The organism is Chloroflexota bacterium (genome assembly GCA_015478725.1).
Lineage (GTDB): Bacteria > Chloroflexota > Limnocylindria > Limnocylindrales > CSP1-4 > C-114.
On the sequence record JADMIG010000009.1, the window covers coordinates 25949 to 51599 of the forward strand.

General features: G+C 72.6%; 25 protein-coding genes. 6 read left to right on the plus strand and 19 right to left on the minus strand.

The genetic code is table 11. From position 1 onward, the window contains the following. Window positions 1–69: 69 nt before the first annotated feature. From IVW53_07865 to IVW53_07880, 4 genes are all read left to right on the plus strand, one after another. Window positions 70–750: a response regulator transcription factor gene (locus IVW53_07865; protein ID MBF6605480.1), complete on the plus strand. Its 681-nt coding sequence runs from the start codon at window positions 70–72 to the stop codon at window positions 748–750. Beyond that, window positions 747–2135 (plus strand): HAMP domain-containing protein, encoded by a 1389-nt coding sequence (locus IVW53_07870; protein MBF6605481.1) that lies wholly within the window; start codon window positions 747–749, stop codon window positions 2133–2135. Before IVW53_07865 ends, IVW53_07870 begins: the two co-directional genes overlap by 4 nt. A gap of 69 nt (window positions 2136–2204) precedes the next feature. Then, on the plus strand, window positions 2205–2639 hold the full coding sequence (locus tag IVW53_07875; GenBank protein ID MBF6605482.1) for a hypothetical protein: 435 nt from the start codon (window positions 2205–2207) through the stop codon (window positions 2637–2639). Beyond that, entirely contained in the window at window positions 2636–3832 is a 1197-nt protein-coding gene (locus IVW53_07880; GenBank protein MBF6605483.1) for a hypothetical protein, read from the plus strand. The genes IVW53_07875 and IVW53_07880 overlap by 4 nt, the downstream gene beginning before the upstream one ends. A 114-nt stretch (window positions 3833–3946) precedes the next feature. Here IVW53_07880 and IVW53_07885 read toward each other — a convergent pair whose 3' ends face one another. Further along, window positions 3947–6724 (minus strand): pyruvate, phosphate dikinase, encoded by a 2778-nt coding sequence (locus IVW53_07885; GenBank protein ID MBF6605484.1) that lies wholly within the window; start codon window positions 6722–6724, stop codon window positions 3947–3949. 175 nt (window positions 6725–6899) lie between these two features. Between IVW53_07885 and IVW53_07890 the strand changes: the two genes are divergently transcribed. Further along, window positions 6900–7715 (plus strand): hypothetical protein, encoded by an 816-nt coding sequence (locus IVW53_07890; protein ID MBF6605485.1) that lies wholly within the window; start codon window positions 6900–6902, stop codon window positions 7713–7715. A 60-nt stretch (window positions 7716–7775) separates the two neighbouring features. Here IVW53_07890 and IVW53_07895 read toward each other — a convergent pair whose 3' ends face one another. Further along, on the minus strand, window positions 7776–9143 hold the full coding sequence (locus IVW53_07895; GenBank protein ID MBF6605486.1) for a glycine--tRNA ligase: 1368 nt from the start codon (window positions 9141–9143) through the stop codon (window positions 7776–7778). A 121-nt stretch (window positions 9144–9264) separates the two neighbouring features. Next, complete coding sequence (gene recO / locus IVW53_07900) at window positions 9265–10029, minus strand: DNA repair protein RecO (GenBank protein MBF6605487.1); 765 nt, start codon at window positions 10027–10029, stop codon at window positions 9265–9267. Between the two features lie 83 nt (window positions 10030–10112). Here recO and IVW53_07905 point away from each other — a divergent pair, with 83 nt between their 5' ends. Further along, window positions 10113–11144: a polyprenyl synthetase family protein gene (locus IVW53_07905; GenBank protein MBF6605488.1), complete on the plus strand. Its 1032-nt coding sequence runs from the start codon at window positions 10113–10115 to the stop codon at window positions 11142–11144. A 40-nt stretch (window positions 11145–11184) separates the two neighbouring features. On the opposite strand, the gene IVW53_07910 is transcribed toward IVW53_07905, so the two are convergent. From IVW53_07910 to acpS, 16 genes are all read right to left on the minus strand, one after another. Then, the gene (locus tag IVW53_07910; protein MBF6605489.1) at window positions 11185–12525 is read right to left on the minus strand and encodes an HlyC/CorC family transporter; all 1341 of its coding nucleotides are present in this window, start codon (window positions 12523–12525) and stop codon (window positions 11185–11187) included. After that, complete coding sequence (gene glmU / locus IVW53_07915; protein ID MBF6605490.1) at window positions 12522–13925, minus strand: bifunctional UDP-N-acetylglucosamine diphosphorylase/glucosamine-1-phosphate N-acetyltransferase GlmU; 1404 nt, start codon at window positions 13923–13925, stop codon at window positions 12522–12524. The genes IVW53_07910 and glmU overlap by 4 nt, the downstream gene beginning before the upstream one ends. Before the next feature lie 172 nt (window positions 13926–14097). Next, window positions 14098–14484, minus strand: a complete 387-nt coding sequence (locus IVW53_07920) for a RidA family protein (protein MBF6605491.1) — start codon at window positions 14482–14484, stop codon at window positions 14098–14100. After that, window positions 14481–15467: a hypothetical protein gene (locus tag IVW53_07925; protein MBF6605492.1), complete on the minus strand. Its 987-nt coding sequence runs from the start codon at window positions 15465–15467 to the stop codon at window positions 14481–14483. Before IVW53_07925 ends, IVW53_07920 begins: the two co-directional genes overlap by 4 nt. Window positions 15468–15492: 25 nt before the next feature. Then, on the minus strand, window positions 15493–16419 hold the full coding sequence (gene rsmA / locus IVW53_07930; protein ID MBF6605493.1) for a ribosomal RNA small subunit methyltransferase A: 927 nt from the start codon (window positions 16417–16419) through the stop codon (window positions 15493–15495). A gap of 10 nt (window positions 16420–16429) precedes the next feature. Further along, window positions 16430–17494, minus strand: coding sequence for a tRNA (adenosine(37)-N6)-threonylcarbamoyltransferase complex transferase subunit TsaD (tsaD, locus tag IVW53_07935; protein MBF6605494.1), 1065 nt, complete (start codon window positions 17492–17494; stop codon window positions 16430–16432). Further along, entirely contained in the window at window positions 17491–18009 is a 519-nt protein-coding gene (gene rimI, locus IVW53_07940) for a ribosomal protein S18-alanine N-acetyltransferase (protein MBF6605495.1), read from the minus strand. The genes tsaD and rimI overlap by 4 nt, the downstream gene beginning before the upstream one ends. Window positions 18010–18026: 17 nt before the next feature. Further along, window positions 18027–18725: a tRNA (adenosine(37)-N6)-threonylcarbamoyltransferase complex dimerization subunit type 1 TsaB gene (gene tsaB, locus IVW53_07945; protein ID MBF6605496.1), complete on the minus strand. Its 699-nt coding sequence runs from the start codon at window positions 18723–18725 to the stop codon at window positions 18027–18029. Then, window positions 18722–19183: a tRNA (adenosine(37)-N6)-threonylcarbamoyltransferase complex ATPase subunit type 1 TsaE gene (tsaE, locus tag IVW53_07950; protein MBF6605497.1), complete on the minus strand. Its 462-nt coding sequence runs from the start codon at window positions 19181–19183 to the stop codon at window positions 18722–18724. Before tsaE ends, tsaB begins: the two co-directional genes overlap by 4 nt. Then, the gene (locus tag IVW53_07955; protein ID MBF6605498.1) at window positions 19176–20237 is read right to left on the minus strand and encodes a hypothetical protein; all 1062 of its coding nucleotides are present in this window, start codon (window positions 20235–20237) and stop codon (window positions 19176–19178) included. The genes tsaE and IVW53_07955 overlap by 8 nt, the downstream gene beginning before the upstream one ends. After that, window positions 20234–21889 (minus strand): hypothetical protein, encoded by a 1656-nt coding sequence (locus IVW53_07960; protein MBF6605499.1) that lies wholly within the window; start codon window positions 21887–21889, stop codon window positions 20234–20236. The genes IVW53_07955 and IVW53_07960 overlap by 4 nt, the downstream gene beginning before the upstream one ends. Before the next feature lie 58 nt (window positions 21890–21947). After that, a complete protein-coding gene (locus IVW53_07965; GenBank protein ID MBF6605500.1) occupies window positions 21948–22232 on the minus strand; it encodes a hypothetical protein in 285 nt (94 codons plus the stop codon). 2 nt (window positions 22233–22234) lie between these two features. Further along, window positions 22235–22771, minus strand: coding sequence for a macro domain-containing protein (locus IVW53_07970; protein MBF6605501.1), 537 nt, complete (start codon window positions 22769–22771; stop codon window positions 22235–22237). Continuing rightward, window positions 22708–24081 carry an alanine racemase gene (gene alr / locus IVW53_07975; GenBank protein MBF6605502.1) on the minus strand — a complete coding sequence of 458 codons (1374 nt, stop codon included), beginning with the start codon at window positions 24079–24081 and terminating at the stop codon, window positions 22708–22710. The genes IVW53_07970 and alr overlap by 64 nt, the downstream gene beginning before the upstream one ends. Next, window positions 24003–25142 carry an NAD(P)H-hydrate dehydratase gene (locus IVW53_07980; GenBank protein ID MBF6605503.1) on the minus strand — a complete coding sequence of 380 codons (1140 nt, stop codon included), beginning with the start codon at window positions 25140–25142 and terminating at the stop codon, window positions 24003–24005. Before IVW53_07980 ends, alr begins: the two co-directional genes overlap by 79 nt. Continuing rightward, entirely contained in the window at window positions 25135–25644 is a 510-nt protein-coding gene (acpS, locus tag IVW53_07985; protein ID MBF6605504.1) for a holo-ACP synthase, read from the minus strand. The genes IVW53_07980 and acpS overlap by 8 nt, the downstream gene beginning before the upstream one ends. Between the last annotated feature and the right edge of the window lie 7 nt (window positions 25645–25651).

Below are 25651 nucleotides of genomic sequence, written 5' to 3' on the forward strand. Positions count from 1 at the left end.
AGGTCCAGGGCCTCGGGCGCGCGCACCCGAGGCACAATTGGTGGACGTTCGCCCTGCGATGATGCCGCCATGCGCGACGCCGCCCGGATCCTCGTCGTCGACGACGACCCTCGCCTCGGCGCCTCGATCGGGCGTGCCCTCCGCTACGAGGGCCACACGGTCGAGCTCGCCGGGGATGGCCCGACGGCGCTTGACGCCGCCCGCGACCGACTGCCCGATCTCGTCGTGCTCGACGTCATGCTCCCGGGCATCGACGGGATCGAGGTCTGCCGGCGGCTCAGGGCCGCGTCGGACGTGCCGATCCTCATGCTCACCGCCCGCGACGCGGTCGGCGACCGGGTGATCGGCCTCGATGCCGGGGCGGACGACTACCTCGTCAAGCCGTTCGCCTACGAGGAGCTCGTCGCCCGGGTCAGGACGCTCCTCCGCCGCCGCATCCCCGCCCACCGCGAGATCCTCCGCTGCGCCGACCTCATCATGGATGTGGGCGCCCACGAAGTGCGGCGCGGCGATCGCCCGATCGCACTGTCCGCCCTCCAGTTTCGCCTCCTCGAGCACTTCCTCCACCACCCCCGCCTCGTCCTCGGCCGGGACCGCCTGCTCGACGCCATCTGGGGCCTCGATGCGGACACCGCCTCGAACGTCGTCGACGTCTACGTCGGCTACGTGCGCGAACGACTCGAAGCTGCCGGAGAGCCGAGGCTCCTCCACACCGTGCGGGGTGTGGGATATGTCCTTCGGGAGCCGTGATGCGGATCCGGCGGCGACTCGTCCTCTATGCGATCGGGGTCGCGGCGGCGGGGATGACCCTGTTCAGCGTGCTCCTCATCGCCCTCGCCGCCCAGGGCGTCGTCAGCGACCAGGACCGGACCCTGGCCGCCCTCGCGGACCGCGAGGGCGGCGTCGTCGCGGGGATGGATCCGGGGACGCTGGCGAGCCGGCAGCCGCTCGTCGTCGAGGACCTCGCGACGTCGATCGATCCGTTCGTGCTCGTTCTCCACGACGACGGGACCTCGCTCTACGCCACGGCCCTCCTCGGCGGCGCACCGCCGCACATCCCGGCCGCTGTCCTGGTCGAGGCGATCTCCCTCGGCGACTCGATCGCGACGATCCGACCGGCCCCCACGATCGAGCTCCGCATCCACGCTCATCGCTGGACGGGAGTCGGGAACAAGGGAGTCGTCGTCGCCGGTCAGTCCACCCGCTTCACGGCAGACCAGCTGGCCGGTCTCCGGGCGTTCCTCATCTTCGCCGCGATCATCACGATCGTGGCGGTCGCGCTCGTCAGCTGGCTCGTGACGGGCAGGGCACTCCGACCGCTCCGCTCGCTCGCCGCGACGGCAGCGTCGATCGGCGCGACCGCCGACCTCGCCACCCGCCTGCCGGGGGTGCGGACCCGGGACGAAGTCGGGGTCCTGACGGCGAGCTTCAACGGGATGCTCGACCGGCTGGCGGATGCGCAGGCCCGGCTGGCGGCCGCGCTCGATGGACAGCGCCGATTCGTGGCCGACGCGTCCCACGAGCTGCGGACGCCGCTCGCGACGATCCGAACGAACGCCGGGTTCCTCGTCGAGCACCCTGACGCCACGGCTCCGGATCGCACCGAAGCGCTCGGTGACATCCTTGCCGAGGCTGACCGGATGGCGCGTCTCGTGGACGAACTGCTCGCTCTTGCCCGATCGGACGCCGGCGCCCCGATCGAGCGTGGGCCGGTCGATCTCGCCGCCGTCGCGGCCGACGTCGTGCGCTCGGCGCGGCGGGCGGACCGGGAGGTCCGGCTCGAGGATCGGGGACCGGTCGTCGTCGGGGGCGATCGAGATGCGCTCGCGCGACTGGTCTGGATCCTCGTCGACAATGCGATCCGCCACGGAGCCGGGACGATCTCCGTCGCCACGTCCTCCGATGACGGGTCGGCCCGCCTGACCGTGGCGGACGAGGGACCAGGCATCGCGCGCGGCGATGAGGAACGGATCTTCGATCGTTTCCACCGCTCCGATCCCGCCCGGGCCGGTGGTGGCGCCGGGCTCGGCCTCGCCATCGGGCGAGGCATCGTCGAGGCCCACGGCGGCCGGATCCGAGCGGTGAACCGCCCGACGGGTGGCACGATCTTCACGGTGGAGCTGCCATCCAGCTGAGGGAATCTCTCATCGAACGCTCATCGTCCGCTTGGGCGTCACTCATCCGCCGGCCGGATGCTGGGCCCCATGACCGACACTCCACGACCGCTCCGTCCGGCTCCACCCGACGACATCGTCGAGCTCGTCCGGATCATCGTCCTCCTCCAGGCGGCGACACTCACCCTGGCGACGCTCGAGACGACGGTCTGGTTCGTCGCATTCGGGCCGACCGTGGGTCCCTCCCTCGCGCTCACGGCGATGTCCGCGATGCTCACGTATGCGACGGCCGTCGGACTCCGTCGGCATGCGCGGTGGGCGCGGCGCGTCACCCTCGTCGCGGAGTCCCTGGTGTTCGCCGGCGGGTCGATCGACGCTGTCCTCGCCCTCGTCGTCGCGGGCGGACCGCCGCCGCTCGTGGTGGCGCTCACGAGGATCGCGGTCCCGGTCCTCGTCATCGTCCTCCTCCGACGACCGACCGCCCGGGCGGCGTTCGGCCGTCTCCCTGCGACGGCCACGCCATGATCCCCAACCCGCTCTACCACATCGAGGGCGACCACATCGCCGGCCTCGCCGCGCTCGCGGTCCTCATCGCGGCGGCGCTGCTCGTGGCCGGACTCGCGCGGAGCGGATACGGTCCGGCCCGGCGCATCCGCGACCGCCACGCCGCCCTGCCGCCCGTCGATCGGCTCCTCGTCTGGTGCCTCACCATCTCGGCCGCCGTCCATCTCGGCCTGTTCGCGCATCGCGGTCCGTTCGGACTCGCGTTCGTCGTCGACGGGATCCTCCTCGGTGGGGTGGCCCTCCGGATCCTCGCCGGCCGTCCGTCGCGACGCGCGGCCCGCCTGGTCCTGCTCGGATCGCTCGCCGCGTGGTGGGTGACGGTCCTCGCCGGCGAACCCCCGGATCAGCTCGGCATCGCGACGAAGCTCATCGAGCTCGCCGCCATCGCCATCGTCCTGCGCCCACGCCGCGGCCGCCGAGTCAGGGGAGCGCTCGCGGGGGTCGTCACGACCATCCTCGTCCTCATCACCGGGATCGCGGGCTGGGCGGGCGCCTTCGTGGCCGCCGAGCCGCAGGCGCAGCCCGTCGCGAACGTCAGCGGATCGCCCGGCACGGGATCGTCCGTCGTGGACGGCGGACATGGTCACGGCGCGGTCCCCGGTCCGACGGTCGTCATGGACATCCGGGCCGCGGGGACCGGGGAGGCGAGCGCCGCGGAGCAGGCCGCCGCCGATCGCTTCTACGCCGCGACGAAGGCGGCGGTGGCCCGGTTCGCCGATCCGGCGGTGGCCCGGGCGGCAGGATACCGACTCGACGGCGTGACCGGCGTCGACTTCCATGCCGTGAACAACGCCTACGAGGGCGACGGCCTCGTCCTCGATCCGGCCCGACCGGAGATGCTCGTGTACGCGGCGTCACGGCGGGGTCCGGTCCTGCTCGGAGCCGTCTTCGTCATGCCGGGCCTGCACGAATCCGGACCGGCGGTCGGCGGCCCGCTCACGACGTGGCACGCCCACGAGGACATCTGCCTGTCGATCCTGCCGCCTGGCCTGTCGGGCGCCCTCTCGCCCCTGGGCGACTGTCCCGTCGGCTCGGTGACGCTCCCGATGACGGCCGAGATGCTCCACGTCTGGGTCGCGCCTGGCACGCCCATCCGGTTCGGCGACCTGCCCGAGGCATGGCGGCGTGCCTACGTCGCCCGGCTGGGAGCGTGATTCGTCCTCGCCCCGCCCCGCCCCGCCCCACCCCACCCCGGATCGGATCGTTCATCGGTGAACCATCCACGGATGAGCGATTTCGGCGGCCGCGAGCTCGGGCGGCCCGATCCCTCAGCGGTCGCGCTCGGCCGCGTTCGTGAGTGTCGCCTGGGCCGCGGCGAGCCGGGCGACCGGGACCCGGAACGGCGAGCACGACACGTAGTCGAGCCCGATCCGTTCGCACTTGGCGATCGAATCCGGATCCCCGCCGTGCTCGCCACAGATCCCGAGCTCGAGCGACGGCTTCGTCGACCGGCCTCGCTCCACGGCGATCCGCATGAGCCCGGCGACCGCGTCGTCGAGCGTCTGGAACGGATTGACCGGGAGGATCCTGTCCTCGACGTACTTGAGCAGGAAGCCGCCCTCGGCGTCGTCGCGGCTGAAGCCGAACGTCATCTGGGTCAGGTCGTTGGTGCCGAAGCTGAAGAAGTCGGCCTCGCGCGCGATCTCGTCGGCGGTGAGCGCACCGCGCGGCACCTCGATCATCGTCCCGAATTTGTAGTCGACGGTGACGCCAGCGCTCGACTCCACCGCTGCGGCCTCCGCCTCGAGGATGCGGCGCGTGGCGGCGAGCTCGTTCACGTGCCCGACGAGCGGGATCATGATCTTCGCGATCGGATGCCCGCCGGCCCTGGTCACGGCAATCTGCGCGTTGAGGATCGCCCGGGTCTGCGTCTTCACGAAGTCCGGGATCATGAGGCCGAGCCGGCAGCCGCGAAGGCCGAGCATCGGGTTCTGCTCGTGCATTGAGCGGATCGTGGCGAGGAGGTCGCGGTCCTCGCGACTCGCCGCATCGCCCTCCCTCGTCACCTTGACGAGTTGCTCCTCGAGGTTCGGCAGGAACTCGTGGAGCGGCGGATCGATGAGCCGGATCACGACCGGGAGGCCGTCCATCGCACGGAAGATCCCCTCGAAGTCGCCCTGCTGGAGGACCTCGAGCTTCGCCATCGCCGTGTCGAACCGGGCGACCGCATCCGCTTCGTCGGCGTCGAGCGCTTCGCCGGCGGCGGCCTTCGCCTTCGACCTCGTCGCCTGGTTGGCGACGAGGATCGCGCTGCGGACGATCTCGAGCCGGTCGCCCTCGCGGAACATGTGCTCGGTCCGGCAGAGGCCGATCCCCTGGGCGCCGTAGCGACGGGCCTGGGCCGCTTCCTCCGGCTTGTCGGCATTCGTCCAGACACCCATCCGACGGATCGCGTCCGCCCAGCCGAGGATGGTCTGGAGTTCCTCCTGGTCCTCGTACCGGGCTGAGACGGTCGGCAGGGCGCCGAGGAAGACCTCACCGGTCGAGCCATCGACGCTGATCGAGTCGCCCTCGGCGAAGGTCGCGCCCGACTCCGAGCTCCGAGCGGCCTTCGACCCATAGTCGACGACGAGCTCGGCACAACCGGCGACGCACGGCTTGCCGATCTGGCGGGCGACGACCGCCGCATGGCTCGTGGCACCGCCGCGGGCGGTGAGGATCCCCTCGGCCACCGCCATCCCGTGGAAGTCGTCCGGCGAGGTCTCGACCCGGACGAGGACGACCCGCTCGCCACGCCCGACCCACGCCACCGCGTCGTCGGCGGAGAAGACCACCCGCCCGACGGCCGCCCCCGGTGACGCATTGAGGCCCTTCGCGATCCGCGTCGCCGCCTGGCGAGCCGCCGGATCGAACTGATCGCGCAGGAGCTGATCCACCTGGGCCGGCTCGATCCTCGCGACTGCCTCCTCGGTCGAGATCAGGCCCTCCTCGACCATGTCGAGGGCGATCCGCACGGCGGCCGCCGCGGTCCGCTTCGCATCGCGGGTCTGGAGCATGTACAGCCGGCCGCGCTCGATCGTGAACTCGAGATCCTGGACGTTCCGGTAGTGCCGCTCGAGCTGGCGTCCGATGCGATCGAATTCGGCATAGACCTCGGGCATGACCTCGCGCATCGCGGCGATCTTCATCGGAGTCCGGATGCCGGCCACGACGTCCTCGCCCTGGGCGTTGGTGAGGAACTCGCCGTAGAGCTCCTTCTCGCCGGTGTTGGGGTCCCGGGTGAAGGCGACCCCCGTGCCCGAGTCGTCGCCCATGTTGCCGAAGACCATGGTCACGACGTTGACGGCCGTGCCGAGGTCGTCGGCGATCTTGTTGTACTTCCGGTAATCCCGGGCCCGCTGACCGAACCAGCTCGCGAACACGGCCTTGATGGCGAGGTCGAGCTGCTCCCGGGGGTCGGTCGGGAAATCCCGCCCCGCCTCGGCCCGGACGATGGCGAGGAATTCGCCGACGAGGTCGCGGAGCGCCTCCGGCGTGAGCTCCGGGTCCGTCGCGACCCCGAGGTCGCGCTTCTTCACCTCGAGGGCGTGCTCGAACCGGTCGCCCGGGACGTCCATGACGATCCGCCCGAACATCTGGATGAACCGCCGATACGCGTCCCAGCCGAACCGCTCGTTCCGGGTCAGGGCGATGAGCCCTTCGAGCGTCGCCTCGTTGAGCCCGAGATTGAGGACCGTGTCCATCATCCCCGGCATCGAGAACTTCGCGCCGGAGCGGACGCTCACGAGGAGCGGGTCGGCCGCGTCGCCGAACCCTTTCCCGGTCGCTCGCTCGACCTCTCCGAGCGCCTCGAGGATGTCTTCCCACAGCCCGTCCGGCAGCTGCTCACCGGTCGCGAAATAGTCGTTGCACGCCTCCGTCGTGATCGTGAAGCCGGGCGGTGTCGGCAAGCCCGCCCGGGTCATCTCGGCGAGACCCGCGCCCTTGCCGCCGAGCAGATCCTTCATCGTGCCGCTGCCTTCCGCCTGACCGTCGCGCCACGCGTAGATGTAGCGCTTCGCGGCCCGATGCGCGCGGTCGGCAGGCGAGGCGACGGTGTCGGTCATGGGAGGGCTCCTCGAACGAGTGAGCGGCGCTCACGGCACCGCCGGGAGGTCGATCCGGTACCGGCCGATTGTACGACGGGCGCCTCGGACGACTCCCGGCGGGCGTTCCGTCCGACCCTTCGTCCCCCCGGCCGGGTACGATGCCGCGGACAGTGAATCGGAGACCCCACACCCCATGACCGAGACCCTCGATGGGCGCGCCATCGATCCTGCGGCGGCCCAGTACAACGCGACGCTCATCGCGCGCACGGACGAGACGGACAGCCTCGCCTACTTCGCGGTTCGCTTCGACGGCGAGCCGACACCGTTCGAGCCCGGCCAGTACATGACGATCGGGGTCGTCGCGGACGGGCGCCTCGTGCAGCGGCCGTACTCGGTGGCCTCGGATCCGGCGGTCGCCGGGACGGACGGCTACGAGTTCTACGTCCGCCTCGTCCAGGGCGGCGCGTTCACGCCGCTCCTGTGGCGGCTGCCGCTCGGACACCGGATGCGGATGATCGGCCCGAAGGGCAGGTTCACCCTGGAGCCCGCCGACGACCGGACCCACCTCTTCATCTCGTCGGGCACCGGCAACGCCCCGTTCGTCTCGATGATGCGACGGCTCGGCGCTGCCGGCCGGCCGCGCCGAGCGATCTTCCTCAACGGCGTGTCGCATGCCGACGAGCTCGGCTACCGGACGCTCGTCGAAGGCTGGCAGGCGTCCGGCGCCTACCCGGTGACGTACGTGCCAGCCGTCTCGCGCCCGGCCGATCCGCGCAATGCCGGCTGGACGGGCCGGACTGGCCGGGTCGAGACGATCATCGCTACCGTGTGCGATGAGCTCGGCCTCACCCCGGACAACGCCATCGCCTACATCTGCGGCAATCCGGACATGATCGTCGCCGCCGAGGCGACGCTCCTCGAGCGGGGCTTCCCGGAGGCGCAGGTAAAGAAGGAACTGTACTGGCCCAAAGGAAAGGAACCGACCGGAAACGGACCGATCGGCAGGTGACCTCCCGTGAGCCGGCGTACACCGGTTCGGCGCGTCGGCGACGCGCCGACGCCGCCCTCCCTACGGTCGGGCGGCCGCCAGGCGGTCGAGGATGAGGCGCTTCACGCCTTCGACCGACACCCGCTCCTGGGTCATCGAGTCGCGATCGCGCACGGTCACTGCTTCGTCCTCCAGCGAGTCGACGTCCACGGTCACGCACCACGGCGTGCCGATCTCGTCCTGACGGCGGTAGAGCTTGCCGATCGCCGCCGTGTCGTCGTAGACCGCCATGACGTCGCGGGCCAGGTCGTCCCGGAGCCGGTGGCAGAGCTCGACGATCTCCGGGCGCTTCTTGAGCAGTGGGAGGACCGCCACCTTGTACGGGGCGAGCTCCGGATGGAGGGCCAGCGAGACGCGCTTCTCACCCCGCACCTCGTCCTCGCGATAGGCGTCGACGAGAAAGGTGAACGCCGCCCGGTCCGCTCCGGCCGCCGTCTCGACGATCCACGGGATGAAGTGCTCCTCGGTCGCCGGATCGAAGTATTCGAGGTTCTCCCCGGAAGCCTCGGCGTGACGCGACAGGTCGAAGTCGCCTCGATTGTGGACGCCCTCGAGCTCCTTCCAGCCGAAGGGGAAGCGGTACTCGACGTCGACGGCCTTCTTCGCGTAGTGGGCGAGCTCGTCGCTGGCGTGCTCCCGCAGGCGGAGCCGCGCCGGCGCGACGCCGTAGGCCTCGTACCAGGCGCGGCGCCGGGGCAGCCACTCCTCGAACGCCGTCGTGGCGGCCTCCCCGGGACGAACGAAGTACTGCATCTCCATCTGCTCGAATTCGCGCATCCTGAAGACGAAGTTGCCGGGGCTGATCTCGTTCCGGAAGCTCTTGCCGACCTGGGCGATCCCGAACGGGATCTTCTTCCGCGAGCTCTCCCGGACGTTCTTGAAGTTCACGTAGCTGCCCTGCGCGGTCTCGGGCCGGAAGTAGACGATCGAGGCGTCGTCCTGGAGCGGCCCCATCCACGTCTGGAACATAAGGTTGAAGCGGCGCGGTGCGGAGAGCGGGCCGCCGTCGTTCGGGCAGCGCAAGCCGAGCCGCTCGACGACCGTCGGGTCCATCACGTCGGTGGCGGTCAGCGACTCCGCGCCCGGGAGCTCGTCGAGTCGATAGCGTCGGTGGCACGTGGCGCACTCCACGAGCGGGTCGCTGAAGCTGCCGACGTGGCCGGACGTCACCCAGACCCGGGGATGCATGAGGATCCCCGCGTCGAGGCCGACGATGTCGTCACGCTCCTGGACCATGGCCCGCCACCAGGCGCGCTTGACGTTGTTCTTCAACTCGACGCCGAGCGGTCCGTAGTCCCAGACCGCGTTGATGCCGCCGTAGATCTCGCTGCTCGGGAAGACGAAGCCGCGGCGCTTCGAGAGCGAGACGATCGTGTCGAGGTTCGCGATTGCAGGGGGGACGTCGTCGGGGTCGGTCGGCAGGGTGGGCACGGGGACTCCGGTAGGGCGGCCGGCCGTGGCAGGGGCGGTCGCGCTGGTGGGCGGGACCCGATGCTACCAGACGGCCGGCTCAGCTCCCGGCGCGGACCTCGTCGAGGAAGGCGAGCGACCGCGCTTCGCGCTCGAGGACGTGGGCGATGTACGTCCGCATCGCCGACTCCGCCTCGCGTTCGAGCTCCGGAGCGAGGCGCAGGTCGGCGAGGGCCTCGGCATCGAGACGCTGGTAGGCGCGAAGGAGCTTGAGGCACTCGAGGGTGAGGTTCGTCCGCGCCGCTGGTGGGCCGGGGTCGCAGGCGCACAGGACGCCGCCGAGCGGCGGCACCCAGCGGAACGTGTCGGTCGGTTCGAGGAACCGGTCGCATTCGACGCACCGCTCGAGCTCGGGCCGGACCCCGAGCTCCGCCGCGAGCCGCATCTCGTACCAGCGGGCCACCCGACCGGGCGCCATCCCGGCGTCGAGGAGCTCATAGGCCCGGTGGAGCAGCGCGTACAGCGGCTCGGCGGCATGCCGTTCCTCGAGGCTGCGGTCCGCGAGCTCGGCGAGGTACCAGGCGGTGGCTGCCGGCTCGAGCGAGTCGCGAAGGCGGAGCCAGGCCTGGCCCACGACCACCTGGGTGACCACGTCGAACGTCCGCCCACGCGCGAGCTGGACGCGGAGCTCGGCGAACGGCTCGAGGCTCCCGCCGATCCGGCTCTTCTGGCGTCGGACGCCCTTGGCGATCGCCTTGAGCTTGCCATGCTCGGGGGTGATGAGGGTGAGGACGCGGTCGGCCTCGCCGAGGTCGAACCTCGAGAGGACGATCGCATCGGTGACGTAGGTCCGACGCCCGGGCACCGCTCGACGGTACCACGGCGCGTCGCCGCCAACCGGCTACCCGGACCTCGCATGTTTGTCGGGAGCCCGGTACACTCCAGCCGATGACCGAGCCCATGACGCTCACCGACCTCGACATCGGCGAGCTCATCGCCGCCACGGAGACGGAGATCCGGAGCCTCGTCCGCGACCGGGACGGGTCGACGGCCGGCGTGTACGAGATGGTCCGCTACCATCTCGGCCTCGACGGGAGCGGATCGCGCGGCGGGAAGCGGATGCGGCCCGTCCTCGGCCTGCTCGCCTACGCCTCCATCGCCGGCGATTACGAGCGGGCCCTGCCGGGCGCGGCGGCGGTTGAGCTCGGCCACAACTTCAGCCTCGTCCACGACGACATCGAGGATGCGGATGCCGAGCGACGCCACCGCCCGACGCTGTGGACGATCCACGGCATCCCCCAGGCGATCAATGCCGGTGACATGCTCTTCACGCTCTCGCGGATCGCGCTCCACCGGCTCACGGACCTCGGCTTCAGCGACGCGAAGGTCCTCCGCCTCATGCGCCTCTACGACGAGACGTGTCTCGCCCTCTGCGAGGGCCAGTATCTCGACATCTGGGCCTCCGAGCACGACGACGTCATGTCCGTCGAGGGCTACTTCGACATGATCGGGCGGAAGACGGCGGCCCTCATCGCCGCCTCGGTGGAGGCGGGCGCCCTCCTCGCCACGGACGACGAGTCCGTCATCGCCCGCTACCGCGGCTTCGGCTGGGCCCTCGGTCTGGCCTTCCAGCTCAACGACGACGTCCTCGGCATCTGGGGTACCGAGCGGACGACCGGCAAGGTGGCCTCCGATCTGGCCCGCCACAAGAAGACGCTGCCGGTCATCTACGCCTTCGAGCACGCGACGCCGGGCGACCGGGCCCGGCTGGAGGCGCTCCATGCGATCCCGGCACCGACGCCGGCCGAGGTCGCCGAGGTGGTCGCGATCCTCGAGCGGACCGGCGCGGATGCGTTCACTCGCCGGGAGGCGCGCCGCTGCCGGGACGAGGCACTCGCCGAGCTCGATGCCGCCGGCGTCGTCCGGCCGGAGGCCCGCGCGGCGCTCGAACGGATCGTGGTCTCGGTCATCGCCGCCTGAGCCGGGCCGGGCGGTCCGGTCCGCTCCGCCCGGCGGATCCTCAGCGGTCGCCCTCGTCGTCGAGCATGTCGTCGTGGGCCCGCGGCGGGCGGACGACGAGGACCTTGCCGACCCGCCGTCCATCGGTCGATTCGACGGTGAGGGTCAGACCGTCCACGTCGACCGTGTCGCCGGGCCGCGGGATCCGGCCGATGCGGTGGAAGACGAGACCGCCGACGGTGTCGTATTCGTCGTCGTCCTCGAGGGCGATCGGCGTCCCGAACAGCTCGCTCAGGTCGTCGACGGACGCCCGCCCGTCGACCCGCGCCTCGTCGTCCGAGATCCGGACGACCATCGGCTCCTCGACGTCGTACTCGTCCTGGATCTCGCCGACGATCTCCTCGAGGAGGTCCTCGATCGTCACGAGGCCCGCGGTCCCGCCGTACTCGTCGAGGACCACCGCGAGGTGGACCTTCCGCCGCTGGAACTCGTGGAGGAGGTCGTCCACGGACATCGACTCCGGGACGAAGACCGGCGTCCGGAGGAGCGTCCGGATCGGCGGCGGCGACACGGCGTCGCGCTTGAGGAAGGCGAGGAGATCCTTCGCGTAGAGGATCCCGATGACCTCGTCGACGGAGGATTCGTAGACCGGCAGCCGCGAATGCCCCTCGTCCACGACGAGGGAGATCGCCTCCTCGAACGTCGCGTCGGCGGGCAGGCCGACGATCGCGGTCCGCGGCACCATCACCTCGTGGATGCGGCCCTGGCCGAGCCCGATGACGGCGTTGATCATCTGCTCCTCCTCGGCCTCGAGGACACCCTGCTCGCCGCCGCGCTCGACGATGAGCCTGAGCTCCTCGGCGCTGATCCGGACGTCGCTCGAGACGTCCGCGCCGAGGAGCCGGGCGATCGGTGCGGTGACGCCGGTGAGGAGGGCCACGATCGGCTGGAGCAGGCGGCCGATGAGATCGATCGGGCCGGCCACGGCGAGGGCGACCCGCTCCGTGTGGGCGAGCGCGAAGCTCTTCGGCACGAGCTCGCCGATGACGATCGTGAAGAGGGCCAGCAGGAGGGTGACGATGACGAGGGCGATCCCGTCGGCGCTCTCTCTGAGGGCCGGGATCCCGCGGAGCGCGCCGGCGAGAAGGTTGGCGAGGCTCACGGCCGCGTACGCCGAGGCGAGGAAGCCGATGAACGTCACCCCGATCTGGACGACGGCGAGGAACCGGCCGGGTGCCTCGAGCAGGCCACGGACGCGGCGCGCAGGACGGCTTCCCTCATCGACGAGCTGCTCGATCCGGCTCCGACGGATCGAGACGAGGGCGATCTCGGAGGCGACGAAGAAGGCCTCGACGAGGGTGAGGACGACGATGACGAGGAGTTCCGGGATCGGAGCGCTCATCGACCGTCCGGTCCCGACGTCTCGTCGCTGGCGGCCGTCCGGACTCGGGCCGGCACGCCGACCACGAGCGCATCGGCCGGGACATCCCGGGTGACGACGGCGCCCGCGCCGGTCTTCGCCCGGTCGCCGATCTCGACCGGGGCGACGAGCATCGTGTCGACGCCGAGGAAGACGTCCTCGCCGATCGTCGTCCGGTGCTTCGCCCGGCCGTCGTAGTTCGCGGTGATCGTCCCGGCACCCACGTTCGTCCGGGCGCCCACGTCGGCGTCGCCGAGATAGCTCATGTGATGCTGCCGGACGCCCGGTCCGAGGCGACTGTTCTTGACCTCGGCGAAGTTGCCGAGTTGCGTGCCGCGCTCGACATGGGAGCCCGGTCGAAGGTGGCTCATCGGGCCGATGGAGACGTCGTCGCCGATCTCCGAGCCCTCGACGACGCTCGCCCAGATGAAGCAGCGGCGCCCGATGGTCGAGTCGACGATCTGCGATCCGGCGCCGATGACAGTCCCCTCCCCGATCCGCGTGCGGCCGCGGAGGATGACGTTCGGCTCGAGCCGAACGTCAGACTCGAGTTCCACGGTCGGTTCGATATACGCCGTTGACGGGTCGGCCATCGAGATCCCGGCGAGGAGATGGCCCTCGTTGATCTCCGCCCGGAGGTCACCCTCCGCTTCCGCGAGCTGGAGCCGATCGTTGATCCCGAGCAGCCGGCCGTCGTCGGCGACGACGACCGAGGTCACGATCACGCCGTCATCGCGGGCGATTCGGACGAGGTCCGTCAGGTACACCTCGCCCGTCGCGACCGAGGGCCGCAGATCGCTGATCCGTCGCCGCAGCCAGGCGGCGTCAAAGGCGTAGATGCCGGCGTTGATCTCGGTGATGCCAAGTTCTTCGTCGGATGCGTCCTTCGCCTCGACGATGCCGCGGATCGTCCCGTCCGGCCCGCGGACGATCCGGCCGAGCGAGCCGGGTTCGTCGACCAGAACGGTCGTCAGGGCGATCGCGGCGCCGCTCGCCCGCCGCTCTTCGAGGAGCGCCGTCCCGAGCTCCGGGTGGATCCGCGGCACGTCGCCGATGAGGACGAGGATCTCGGCGGTGTCGGCCGGCACCGCGGCGAGACCGGCCCGCAGCGCGTCGCCGGTCCCGATCGGGGCATCCTGGAGCGCGACATCCGCCTCGCCGGCGACCGCCTCCCGAACGGCGGCCGTCGCCGGCGAGTAGACGACGATCGGCCGTCGCCCACCCGTCGCCGCGCGGGCCGCGTCGAGGACGAAGGCGAGCATCGGCCGGCCGAGGAGCGGGTGGAGCACCTTCGGGAGCCGGGACCGCATCCGCGTGCCGAGCCCGGCGGCGAGGACGATGGCGACCGCGTTGGCCGGGACGGCCGCCTGAGGGGTCGTCACGGTCCGGGTCCGCCGGCCGATCCGATGATCGGGACGACCGGCGTCGGCGTCCCGATCCCGGTCCGGCGATCGTGGAGCTGCAGTCATCGATCGGTCGGCCGATGGTACCGGCTCGACCGCGGCCCTGTCCATCCTGGCCCTCTGCGGAGCACACCGGGCCGGAGCGGTTCGCTCATCGGGCCCGGCGGACGGCGACCGCCTCGATCTCGATTCGGCCGCCTTTCGGGAGGGCGCCGACGGCGAACGTGGAGCGCGCCGGCGGCGGGTCCGGCATGTGGGTCGCGTACACGGCATTGACGGCCGCGAAGTCGGCGATGTCGGCGAGGAAGACGGTGGTCTTCACGACGTCCTCCCACGTGCAGCCGGCGGCCTCGAGCACGGCGGCGAGATTGCGGAGGGCGCGATCGGCCTGGGCCTCCACGCCCGTGGCGAGCTCGCCGCTCAGCGGATCGAGGCCGAGCTGGCCGGAACAGAAGACGAGGCCGTCGGTCGCGATGGCCTGGCTGTACGGTCCGATCGCCGCCGGGGCGCCGACGGTCCTCATGGCGTCGCGGGTCATGGTGCCTCCCGAGGTCGCACTCCCGAACCGAGGGCCGTTGCGATAATCGTCGGCGGTCCGTCGCCGGCGAGCGGCAGTCGACCGCCCGAGATCGCCGCCCGGACGTCCTCGGCCGCGGCGTCCGCCGCGTTCCATGAAGGATAGAGGGCCCAGAGCGTGGGACCGGAGCCCGATTGTCCGACGGGCCGGCCAAGGAGCCGGATGAGCGCGCGGCGGACGTCGCGGAGGCCGGGCACCAACGCCTGCGTCGCCGCGGCGAGGTCGTTCGTCGAGGCGAGGACCGCGGCACGGTCGACGAGTGCCCGGACCGACAGGCCGCGTTCCATCTCGGCAGCGAGATGGACGGACGCTGCGCGGCTCGCTCCGGGGTCGGCCGGCCGGGCCCCGTCCGCGAACGCGCGGTAGACGGCCTCCGTCGGGACGGCGACGTCCGGCGTGACGAGGAGGACGCCGGTCGGCTCGCCGTCAGCGATGGTCCCTCGGAGGCGCGTGACCCGCTCGCCGCGTCCCTCGATGAGGACCGCGCCACCGACGAGGAAGAGCGGCACGTCCGCGCCGAGGCGGACGGCGATCTCGGCTCGCCGACGGTCGTCGATCTCGGCCGACCACGCCGTGAACGCGCCATCGAGGGCAGCTGCGGCGTCGCTGCTTCCGCCGCCCAGCCCGGCAGCGACCGGGATGCGCTTGTCGAGGCGGACGGCGAGCGGTGGCGCGACAGCCGGACCGACCGCGCGGCGCGCCTCGTCCAGGGCACGCAGGACGAGGTTGTCCATCACCGGTCCGGAATCCCGACCGACGACGTGGAGCGAATCCATTCCTCCGGCCGCCGGGGCGAACGTGAGTACGTCGGCGAGCCGGAGGGGCACGACGACCGAGTGGAGGTCGTGGTAGCCGTCCGCCCGCCGGCCGACGATGGCAAGCGTCAGGTTGAGCTTCGCCGGGGCGAGCCGGACGACCGGACCGGATCCGACCGCGCCCGTCATCGGTCGCCCGCCACCGCGCCGACCGTCATCGTTCCGCTCGCCGGCCGCGCGCGTCGGGACCGATCGGGCCAAGCGCCTTCCGAAGGGCGAGCCACTCGCCGACGGCGAGGGTCTGCGGCCGTCGATCCGGGTCGATCGCCGCGGCGGCGAGTGCCCCGGCGACCCGCTCGGGAGCGATCGGCAGCTGACGGACGAGGACGTTGTGGAGCATCTTGCGGCGTTCGCGGAAGGCTGCCTGGACGAGCCGCCAGAGGGCGTCCACATCCGCCGGCTCGAGGGTGTCGGCGGCTGTGCCGGTGTGCGGTTCGACGACGACGACCGCCGACTCGACGGTGGGTGCCGGTTCGAAGGCCGCTGGCGGGACACGGAATGCGATGCGCACGCGGGCGTGGTACTGGACGAACACGGAGAGGTAGCTCATCGCCCCGGGCGGTGCGGCGATCCGTTCGGCGACCTCCCGCTGGAGCATGAGGATGGCCCGCTCCGGGCGCGGCGCAGCCTCGAGGAGTCGGTGCAGGATCGGGCTCGTCACGTGATAGGGAAGATTCGCGACGACGTCGAACGGTGGTTCAAGGAGCGTGGCGAGCGGCTCATCGAGCGCGTCGCCCTCGATGAGCCGCAGACCTCCGGCGGCACCGGGATCCGAGCCGGCCCGCTCGATCGCCGCCGCGAAGATCGTCCTGAGCCGCGCGGCGAGGCCGGCGTCGAGCTCGATCGCGGTGACCGCAGCGCCGGCTTCGAGGAGGCCGCCCGTGAGGACGCCGAGGCCTGGCCCGATCTCGAGGATCCGTCGTCCGGTTCGGGGCGCCGCCTCAGCGAGGATGGCCTCGAGCACGTCGACATCGGCAAGGAAGTTCTGCGACAGGCCACGCCGCGCCGCGAGCCCGGCGGAGCGGAGCGCTCGCCGGACCGCACCCGGATCGAGGCGCGGCGCTCGCGGCGGCGTGGTCACGGCGTCACCCTCAGCGACGGGCAAGCGGCAGCGACGGGCGGGCGTCGAGATCGAGCCCGGCGCGCTCGCCGGCGGCGAACCGGCGGCCGCCGGCGGCGCCGATCATCGCCCCGTTGTCCGTGCAGAGGGCCGGACGCGGGACGAGGAGCGGCAGCCCTCGAGCCGCCGCCTCGTCGGCGAGGCGACCGCGGAGGACGCCGTTGGCCGCAACGCCGCCCCCGAGGACGATGGATCGGGCGCCCGTGGCCACCGCCGCCCGGATGGTCTTCGTGACGAGCACGTCGACGACGGAATCCTGGAATCCGAAGGCCAGCTCGGCGGTCCGTTCCTCGGAGAGCGCCGCCGCCGGATCGTCGGGCCGAAGCCCCTCGTCCATCCGAGCCCCCTCGACGATCCGCCGGGCGGCCGTCTTGAGGCCGCTGAAGCTCAGGTCGTACGAGTCACCGAGCCACGCCCGCGGAAACACCGCGTCCCGTCGCGTGGCCCTCGCGGCAGCCCGCTCGATGGCCGGACCGCCCGGGTAGCCCAGTCCGAGGAGACGGCCGACCTTGTCGAAGGCCTCCCCGGCCGCGTCGTCGACGGTCGTGCCGAGGAGCCGGTAGGCGAGGTGGTCCTGCATCTCGGCGAGGAACGTGTGGCCGCCGGACACGACGAGCGCGACGAGCGGGAACACCGGCTCGTCCGGATCCGTGCCCCGATCGGCGAGCCAGGCCGCGTAGACATGACCCTCGAGATGATTGACCCCGACGAGCGGCAGCCGGTGCGCCCATGCGAGTGCCTTCGCGAAGTTGATCCCGACGAGAAGCGAGCCGGCGAGACCCGGGCCATAGGTCACGGCCACGCCGTCCACATCCCCCCAGGTCACGCCGGCGTCCGCCCAGGCGGCTTCGAGGACGGGCACGATCCATCGGACGTGGGCGCGAGCGGCCACCTCGGGGACGATCCCTCCCGTCGCGGCATGGAGGGCCACCTGACTCGCGACGACGTTGGCGTGGATCGTCCGGCCACCCTCGACGAGGGCGATCCCCGTCTCGTCGCAGCTGCTCTCGACCGCGAGGAGCAGGGGTCCGCTCACCGTGCGCCATCCGGGTCGGCGACGTCGAGTGCGTCGAGCGCCTCGACCGCCGCGCGGCGGTCGGCGAGTCGGCGCCGCATCGGGGGGTCGAGGAGCGGTTCGGTGGTCATGATGAGGGCGTCCTCGCGATCATCCGTGTAATACCGCGGCCGGACGCCGACCGGCCGGAAGCCGAACTTCTCGTAGAGCCGGCGGGCCGCCAGGTTGGAGAGGCGCACCTCGAGCGTCGCCTCGCGTGCGCCGCGCTCGATCGCGAGGTCGAGGATGGCGAGGAGGAGCCGCTCGCCATGGTGGCGACGCCGCCATGAAGGGTGGACCGCGAACGTCGTCACGTGCGCCTCGTCGACCATGAGCCAGACCCCGGCATAGGCGACGACCCGGTCGTCGAGCCGGAGGACCCGGTAGTGGGCGAGGCGGTTCGACTCGAGCTCGGTCCGGTACGCGTGCGGGGGCCACGGTGTCGTGAAGCTCAACTGCTCGATGTCCGCCACTGCCGGGAGGTCGTCGACCTCCATCGGCGCGACCCGATACCTCACCGGCGGTCGCGCGACCATTCCACCTCCCCGCCCTCGCGGCGCACACCGCGCGGTCGCGTCACGTACTCGGGCACCACCGCGGCCGCATCGTCGCTCGCGCCGGCCGCGAGCCTCGCTGCACCGATCCGGAGGAGCGACTCGCCGAGGCGGGCACAGGCGTGCCGGCCGAGCTCGAGCGCTGTGTCAGGAGCGCGGCCATCGAGGTCGACGGCGACGAGGATCGTCCCGACCGGAAGATCGATTGACTCGTCCGGTCCGAGCTCCCGGGCGCGCCCGTCATGGACGAGCAGGCGCCCCTGCGGGCCGGCGGGCTGGAGGAGCGCGGCCGGCGATCCGGCGATCGTGGCGAGGAGGGCGGTCGAGGTCGAGACGGCGACGAGCGGCACGCCGAGGCCGATCGCGAGGCCCTTCGCCGTGGCGAGGCCCACGCGGAGCCCGGTGAACGTACCCGGTCCGGTCCCCACGACGACGGCCGCGATCGTCGCTCGATCGACGTCGTTCGCGGTGAGGAGCCGCTCGAGCGACGGCAGGAGCGTCTCGCCGTGGCGGTGGCCGGCGGCCCACGCCGCCCCATCGAGCATCCTCCCGTCCGGATCGCCGAGCGCGAGCACGGCCCGGCTCGTCGCCGTGTCGATCGCGAGGATCGGTCCACCGCGTGGGCGGACCGCAGCGGGCGTCGCTCCGGGGACGATCATCGGGCGGCTTCGACGAACCGGGCGTGGCGAGCATCCGACGGGATGAGCTCGACCCGTCGCGACCCGTCAGCCACGTCGTCGATGCGGACGTCGAGGCGCGACGGCGGGAGCGCCGTCCCGAGGCGTTCGGCCCACTCGACGACCGTGACACCGGACGACTGGCGCTCATCGAGGAGGCCTCCGTCGACGACATCCGCCGCATCGCCGAGCCGGTAGAGGTCGAGATGGAAGAGCGGCAGCCGCCCTTCGTACTCGGCCATGAGGATGAAGCTCGGCGAGATGACCGTCTCGGCGACGCCGAGACCGAGCCCGACACCCTTGGCGAGGACCGTCTTGCCCGCTCCCAGGTCGCCGTACAGGCAGAGCAGGTCGCCCGGCTCGGCGATCCGGGCGAGCGAGCGCCCGAGGCGCTCCATCGCCGCGGCGTCGCGGACGGAGACGATCCGTCGGTCAGGCATACCGCTCGAGATCGGCGAGCGGCACGGCGGCCCGCGATCCGTCCGCGAACCGGACGATGCCCGCCTCGAGATGGATCCCGGCCCGGAATCGGCGGATCCCGGCCAGGCCGGCCCATCGACCGGACCGCCCGGCGAGCGGGCCGTGCGTGACGCGCACTGCAAGCGGATCGAGCCGTGGCACGAGCGCCGCGCCGGCGCCAAGGAGCAGCATCGGGGGGTCGGCGACGATCGCCGCGTCGCGACCGCCGGCCGCGGCGAGGATGGCGCGGACCGGTTCCGAGATCGGACGGCGGAGCGGCCCGTCGAGCACGAGCACGGCGAACGGCGGAGACCGATGGACCCCCGCCAGCTGCCGTCGTTCGGATGCCGCGAGATCGTGGAGGTCCTTCTCTGACATGCCGCCCACGACGATCCCCCGGACTCCCATCGCTCGGGCTCGGGTGAGCGCCTCCGCGTCGACCCGTCCACCGACGATGAGGATCGCCCCGGCCCGCCCGACGTCGATGGCTCCGGCACGAAGGTCGCTGTCCCGCGGGTCGATCGCCTCGAGCCGCCCGCGCGCCGGGCCTCCCGCCGCGGTCGTCCCCGGTACGCCGAGACCAGCGGCGACGAACTCGATGCCGATCCCCGGTCGGACCGATCCGACGACACCGGCGACGGGCGCGATCAGCTCGTCCGTCGCCGTCCCGCGAGCGACCCACCAGCCGCCATCGACCTCGAGCACCCGCTCGCCGTCGCCAGCGGCGGGGTCGGAGCGCCACATCCCCGATCGGAGATCGCCGTCCTCCGGCACGCGTCGCGGTCGGACGCGCCCGCGCCGTCCACGGTCCACGACGGCCACCGTCGCGTCACGGAAGCGCACGGCGAGGGGCGCACCCGCGGCGACGGCGAGTCCCGGCTCGACGAGGATCCTGTCCCCGACTCCGAGCGGCAGGCGGATGGAGGGCTCCTCCACGACGAGCGGGCGCACCGCGACGAACTCGAGGCCGACCTCCCCATCTCGCCCGACGGCACCGTCGACGACCCGCGACGACGCTCGCCGCGCCCTCGTCACGCCTCGGCCCCGGACCACAGGGCGCGCTGCCACGCGGCGAGCAGCTCACGGCGGTGCTCGAGGCGATCGGGCAGCCGGAGCGGCACGTCGCGGAGGTCGACGAGCAGCCCGCCGAGGCCGCCGGCGACCTCGACGGAGAAGCGCCGGCCGCGGGTGCCGAGGCGCACCGGATCGCGGAACTCGAACTCCGCCGAGGCGACGTGCCCCGGCGGCAGATCGACGAGCTGGAGACCGCCGGGCACGAGGTCGAGCTCGGCGAGACCCGTGCCGGATCGCACGCTCAGCCGGCCGGCGCTCCGGCCGGCGTGGAGACCGGCCGGCGCGACGACACTCCCGAGCGGGACGAGAAGATCGTCGACGAGGTCCTCGACGACCCGTCGACGCTCGAGGTCGTCGTCGATCGTCCCGAGCGGGCCGAGGAGCCGGGCGTGATCGAGGGCCAGGCCGCTCGCGCCCGGCCTCCGGATCGTGTCGGCGATCGCGAGGGCCACGGCCGGACCCGGGGCCATCGAGAAGACGCCGCCCGTCGCGATGATGAGATCGGGCGGATCGGCAGGGAACCGGTCCGCGGTGGCGGCACCGAGCCGGCTCAGCGCCGCCCGGGCCGCCGCCATCCGAAGCTCCGCGCCATCGCCATCCGCGTCCGACCACGGCGTTCGCCCGAGATCCCCGAGTCGATCCCGGAGGCGGACCCGATCGAACGGCATCGTCGCCCAGGCGAGGACCTCGTCCACGTCGGCGTCGCCGAGCGACCGGGGAACGAGGCCTGCCGACGGGACGACCACGAGGTGCGACGACGAAGCGATCTCGGGCGACCCGTCGTCGCGATGGGCCGCTGGACGGGCCGCGACCCGCAGGCCGGAGCCCATCCCGAGGCCGAGCGTCTCGATCCGGATCCCGAGGACCTCGGCGAGGGTCTGGGTCGTGCGGGCGATCCCGGTCGCGGCGTCGCCCGCATGGCTGCGGAGGCGCTCGAGGAACACGACGAGGGGATCGGGCGGTCGACCGCCGTTCCGCTCGCTGCGGGATCCGCGCCCCGATCCAGCGTCGACGGCCGGCGGCGCGTAGAGCAGTTCCGCGCCACCGCTGCGGCGCTCGATCGGGGCGAGCGCGAGCGGGCCGGAAAGGACGACCGTCGCGTCCGGCCGACGGTCCACGATCCCGGCGACGAGCGCCTCGAGGATCGCCGCACGGTCGCGCTCGGGGCCCGGGACCGGATCGGCCGTGCCGGCGAGGAGGGTGGTCACCCCAGGTGACAGGCCGCAGCGGAAGACGGCGAGCAGGTCGTCGCGCTCCAGGCTCGCGCTCGTCACCCGCCAGCCAGCGACCGTCGCCGCCCGCTCGAGCCGGAGGCGCGTCGCCTCGGTCGCCGCGAGCACCGCGATCGTCTCGGCCGCGCCGCTCCGGGCGGTGATCCGGGGCAACCGGGCGAGGCCGTCCGGGTCGTCGACCCCGAGCGTGGATCCGAGCGCCCGATCGGCGGCGGCGACCCGCGCGGCGAGCCGACGGACGACCGCGTCGACGGGTTGCGACGCCGGCCCGGCGAGCGAGCCGAGCAGCCGCCAGCGGTCGTCGATCCGCCCGATGAGCGAGGCGTTCGACGTGGCGGTGCCCACGTGGAGGGCGATGAACGCTCGGGGATCGCTCGTCACCCGCCCATGCTACCCGTAGCGACCGGCCACCACCCGGCGCGAGCGGCCGCGGCCGCCCTCAGGCATCCCAGGCCGACTCTTCGTCGAGCTCCTCGAGCCGATCGATGAGCTGTTCGATCCCGTCATCGTCGGCGAGGATCTCGCTCGCCATCACGAGGTCGCCGCCGAACAGCCCATGGACCCCCGGATCGAAGAACAGCATCGCATCCGCACCGAGCGGCCGGTACGGCCGGCTCGCATGGAGGAAGTGGACGGCCGACGCGGTGAGGCCGCGGAGCTGGATCTCGCGGGCGACGCGCTCGACGAGATCCTCCCGGGCGTCGGCGCTGGGATCGCGCGACATGGTCATCCGACGGCCGCGGCGGAGCGATGTGCCGCGCCCCGCGCGATCGCCGACTCGAACGCCTGATAGGTGGCCGCCCCGCGGAGGGCGAAGACGAGGCGCTCCAGGTCCGGCAGGCTCGGGATCGTCTCCCGCACGGTCTCCACCGTCACCCGCGCGGCCTCATCGAGTGGGAACCCGCCGACGCCGGTGCCGAGCGCCGGGAAGGCGATGCTCGCGATCTCCAGCTGTCGGGCCCGGTCGAGGGCGCTCCGGACCGCCGCGGCGATGGCCTCGGAACTGGTCCGCCGGTTCGCGTCGATCGACACGGCATGGATGACGAACCGGGCCGCGAGCGTCCCGCCTGTGGTGACGACGGCGCTCCCGAGCGGCATCGGGCCCTGTCGGACCGCGGCGAACTCGATGGCGTCGCCGCCGCGGCGCTTGAGCGCCCCACCGACCCCGGTCGACATCCACAGTGAGGGGCTGGCGGCGTTCACGATCGCGTCGACCTCGAGGTCGCAGATGTCCCCGTTCCAGAGCTCGATCCGGGCTGCCACTGGTAGACCTCCTCCGTGAGCGTCCTGATGCCCACGGGCACGGCCGCCGCATGGTACACCCGGGGCAACCGGCCAGCCATCTGGGCCATCACCTCCCAGGTGATCGTGGTGCGGGTGTGCGCCAGCTCCACCGCCCGGATCTCTGCATCTCCCTGCCGGCCGAGGAGCACGAACTCGTCGTCCACGGTGACCGGGGACCCCGGAACGTCCGTCACGTCAGCGACGACGGCATCCATCGCCACCGTCCCGACGAGCGGCACCCGCCGGCCGCGGACGAGCGCGGCTGCCCGGTTGGACAGGACGCGGGGCCAGCCATCGCCGTAGCCGATCGGCAGCGTCGCGACCCGGGACGGACGGGCCGTCACGAAGCTCGGACCGTAGCTCACCCCATGGCCGGCTGGCAGGTCCGCAACCCGGACCGGACGCGTATGGAGGGACATGACCGGCGCGAGCGCCGTCGCGAGTTCGAGGCGCCCGGCCGCCGGTTCGAGGCCGTCCGGCACGAGGCCGTACAGCCCGAGCCCCAGGCGGACGCGTTCGTGGAGCGGCGCTGACGCCGCAAGGAGGGCACCCGTCGCCACGAGATGACGGGCCACCGGCGGCGCCTCACCGCGTGCGCCGGCCGACGCATCGGCGAAGCGCCGCACGGCGAGCGTCGTCGAGACCGCGTCCTCGGGGGCCGCCAGGTGGGACCACAGGCCGCCCAGGGTGATTCCGGGGGTCGCCCCGATGCGATCGACGACGCGAGCGACCGCCTCGACGGCGACCCCGCCCCGTCCGAGGCCGGTCTCGACCTCGACATGGAGGACGAGCGGCGGACGACCGGCCGCCGCCGGCGACGCCATGGCGTCGCAGAGGCGGGCGAGGAGCGCTTCGTCGGCGACCGTGACCGCGAGTCCGAGGTCCGCCGCGGCCGGGCCGCCGTCCGGCGGGATCGGGTAGAGGACGAGGATCGGACGCTCGATGCCCGCGGCTCGGAGGAGCTGTCCCTCGTCGAGCGTGGCCACGCAGAATCCGTCCGCCCCGCATCGCTCGAGCCAGCTCGCGACGGCGACCGCCCCATGGCCGTAGGCGTCCGCCTTGACGACCGGTTCGATCCGGACGCCCGCCGGCACCGCCGCCCGGACCGCCGCGAGGTTGGCGGCGAGACGGTCGAGGTCGATCTCGAGCCATGCCGTCCGCGGCAGCCCGGGCAGGGCGGCCCGACGAAGCGCGTCCTCGATCCGCTCGTTCAGCTCGACGGTCCGTCCGGCCCGTCGGCGACCGCGGGCGACGCCGGTGACGCTGCCGCGTCGCGATCCCGGACGAATCCGAACCGACCCGCTCGACCTCGGCGTTCGGCGATCACCGCGAGGCGCCGTCTCGCGAGCGCGATCTCGAACGGCAGGTCGGCGGCGAGGAGTCCAGCATCGCCGAGGCGCTCACTGACCGACTCGCCGGCCATCCCGTGAAGGTGGACGCCGAGGCGCGCCGCGTCATAGGGCGTCAGCCCCTGGGCGAGGAGCGCGCCGATCGTCCCGGCGAGCACGTCGCCGGTCCCGCCCGTCGCCATCGCCGGGTTCATGAAACGGGCGATCGCGGTCGCCCCGTCGGGCGCCGCCACGACGGTCCGGGCGCCCTTAAGGACGACGGTCTGGCCCCACTCGACGGCGGCCGCCGACGCGGCGGCGACGCGGGCGTCGTCGTCACCGATGAGATCGCCGTCGAGAGACGGATCGTGGCCGGCTCCGGCGCGAAGGCGGGCGAACTCGCCGACATGCGGCGTGAGGACGGCCTGTCGCGTGACGGCCGTCCACCACGAATCGGTCGACGCGAGGGCCCGCAGCGCTTCCGCGTCGAGGACGATCGGGGGCGGGGTCGATCGATCCGACGGGCGAGTCTCGATGCCGACGTCGCCGCTCGCTGCCACGAGGTCGGCGATGAACTGCCGGGTAGACAGGCCCGGCCGGAGTCCGGGACCGACGACGATCGCGTCGTGCTCATGGTCGAGGACGCGGGCGAAGGCCGCCTCGGCATCGAGCTCCTCGAGATCGTCCTCGGGCAGGGCGAGCGTCGTCGCCTCGACGACCTTCGCGGCGAAGAGCGGCTGGAGCGATCCCGGCACGGCGAGGGTCACGAGGCCCGCCCCCGCGCGCCCGGCCGCGACACAGACGAGGAGGGCGGCCCCGGCGTAATCGAGCGAGCCGGCGACCACGAGCAGGCGCCCGAACGATCCCTTGTGGGCCCGCTCCGGCCGGACCGGCACGAGCTGCGCCGCGACGCCGTCGTCGAGCGCCGCTGCGCCGGCCGCGCCGGTCGCCGCGGGCGCGGTCGACGCGCCGACGTCGGCGGCCCCCGGACCACGACCGAATCCGAGCGGCCGATCAGTCACGGGCGGCCGCCTCGCCGACGGTCCGGAGCCGCTCGAGTCGGGCGAGGATCCGCCGTTCGCGTTCGTCGAGCCGCTCCTCGATGTCCGGCGGGAAGACGTACGCGCCACCCGTCGCCCGGACGCCGAACGCGATGGCCACGGCGTAGTCGGACTCGTGGCTGATCGACACCGCGATCCGCGCCATGCCGAGCTGCTCGGCCCGGGCGGCCGCCCGGCCGTGAAGGCGGACCGACGGCTGGCCGGTCGGCAGGCGTTCGATCTCGATGTCTCGCCACCCGATGCCGCGGACACCGAGACCGAGGACCTTCGAGACCGCCTCCTTCGCCGCCCAGCGGCCGGCCATGGTCTCCGGCCGACCCCGCACGTGACGCTGTTCACCCGGCGTGAGGACACGGTTCGTGAACCGCTCGCCGAACCGGGCGAGGGTGGTCGCGATCCGATCGACCCGGATGATGTCGATGCCGAGCTCGGTCGTCCCCGGCGGCACGGGCGGCGTCGGCACCGGTCCC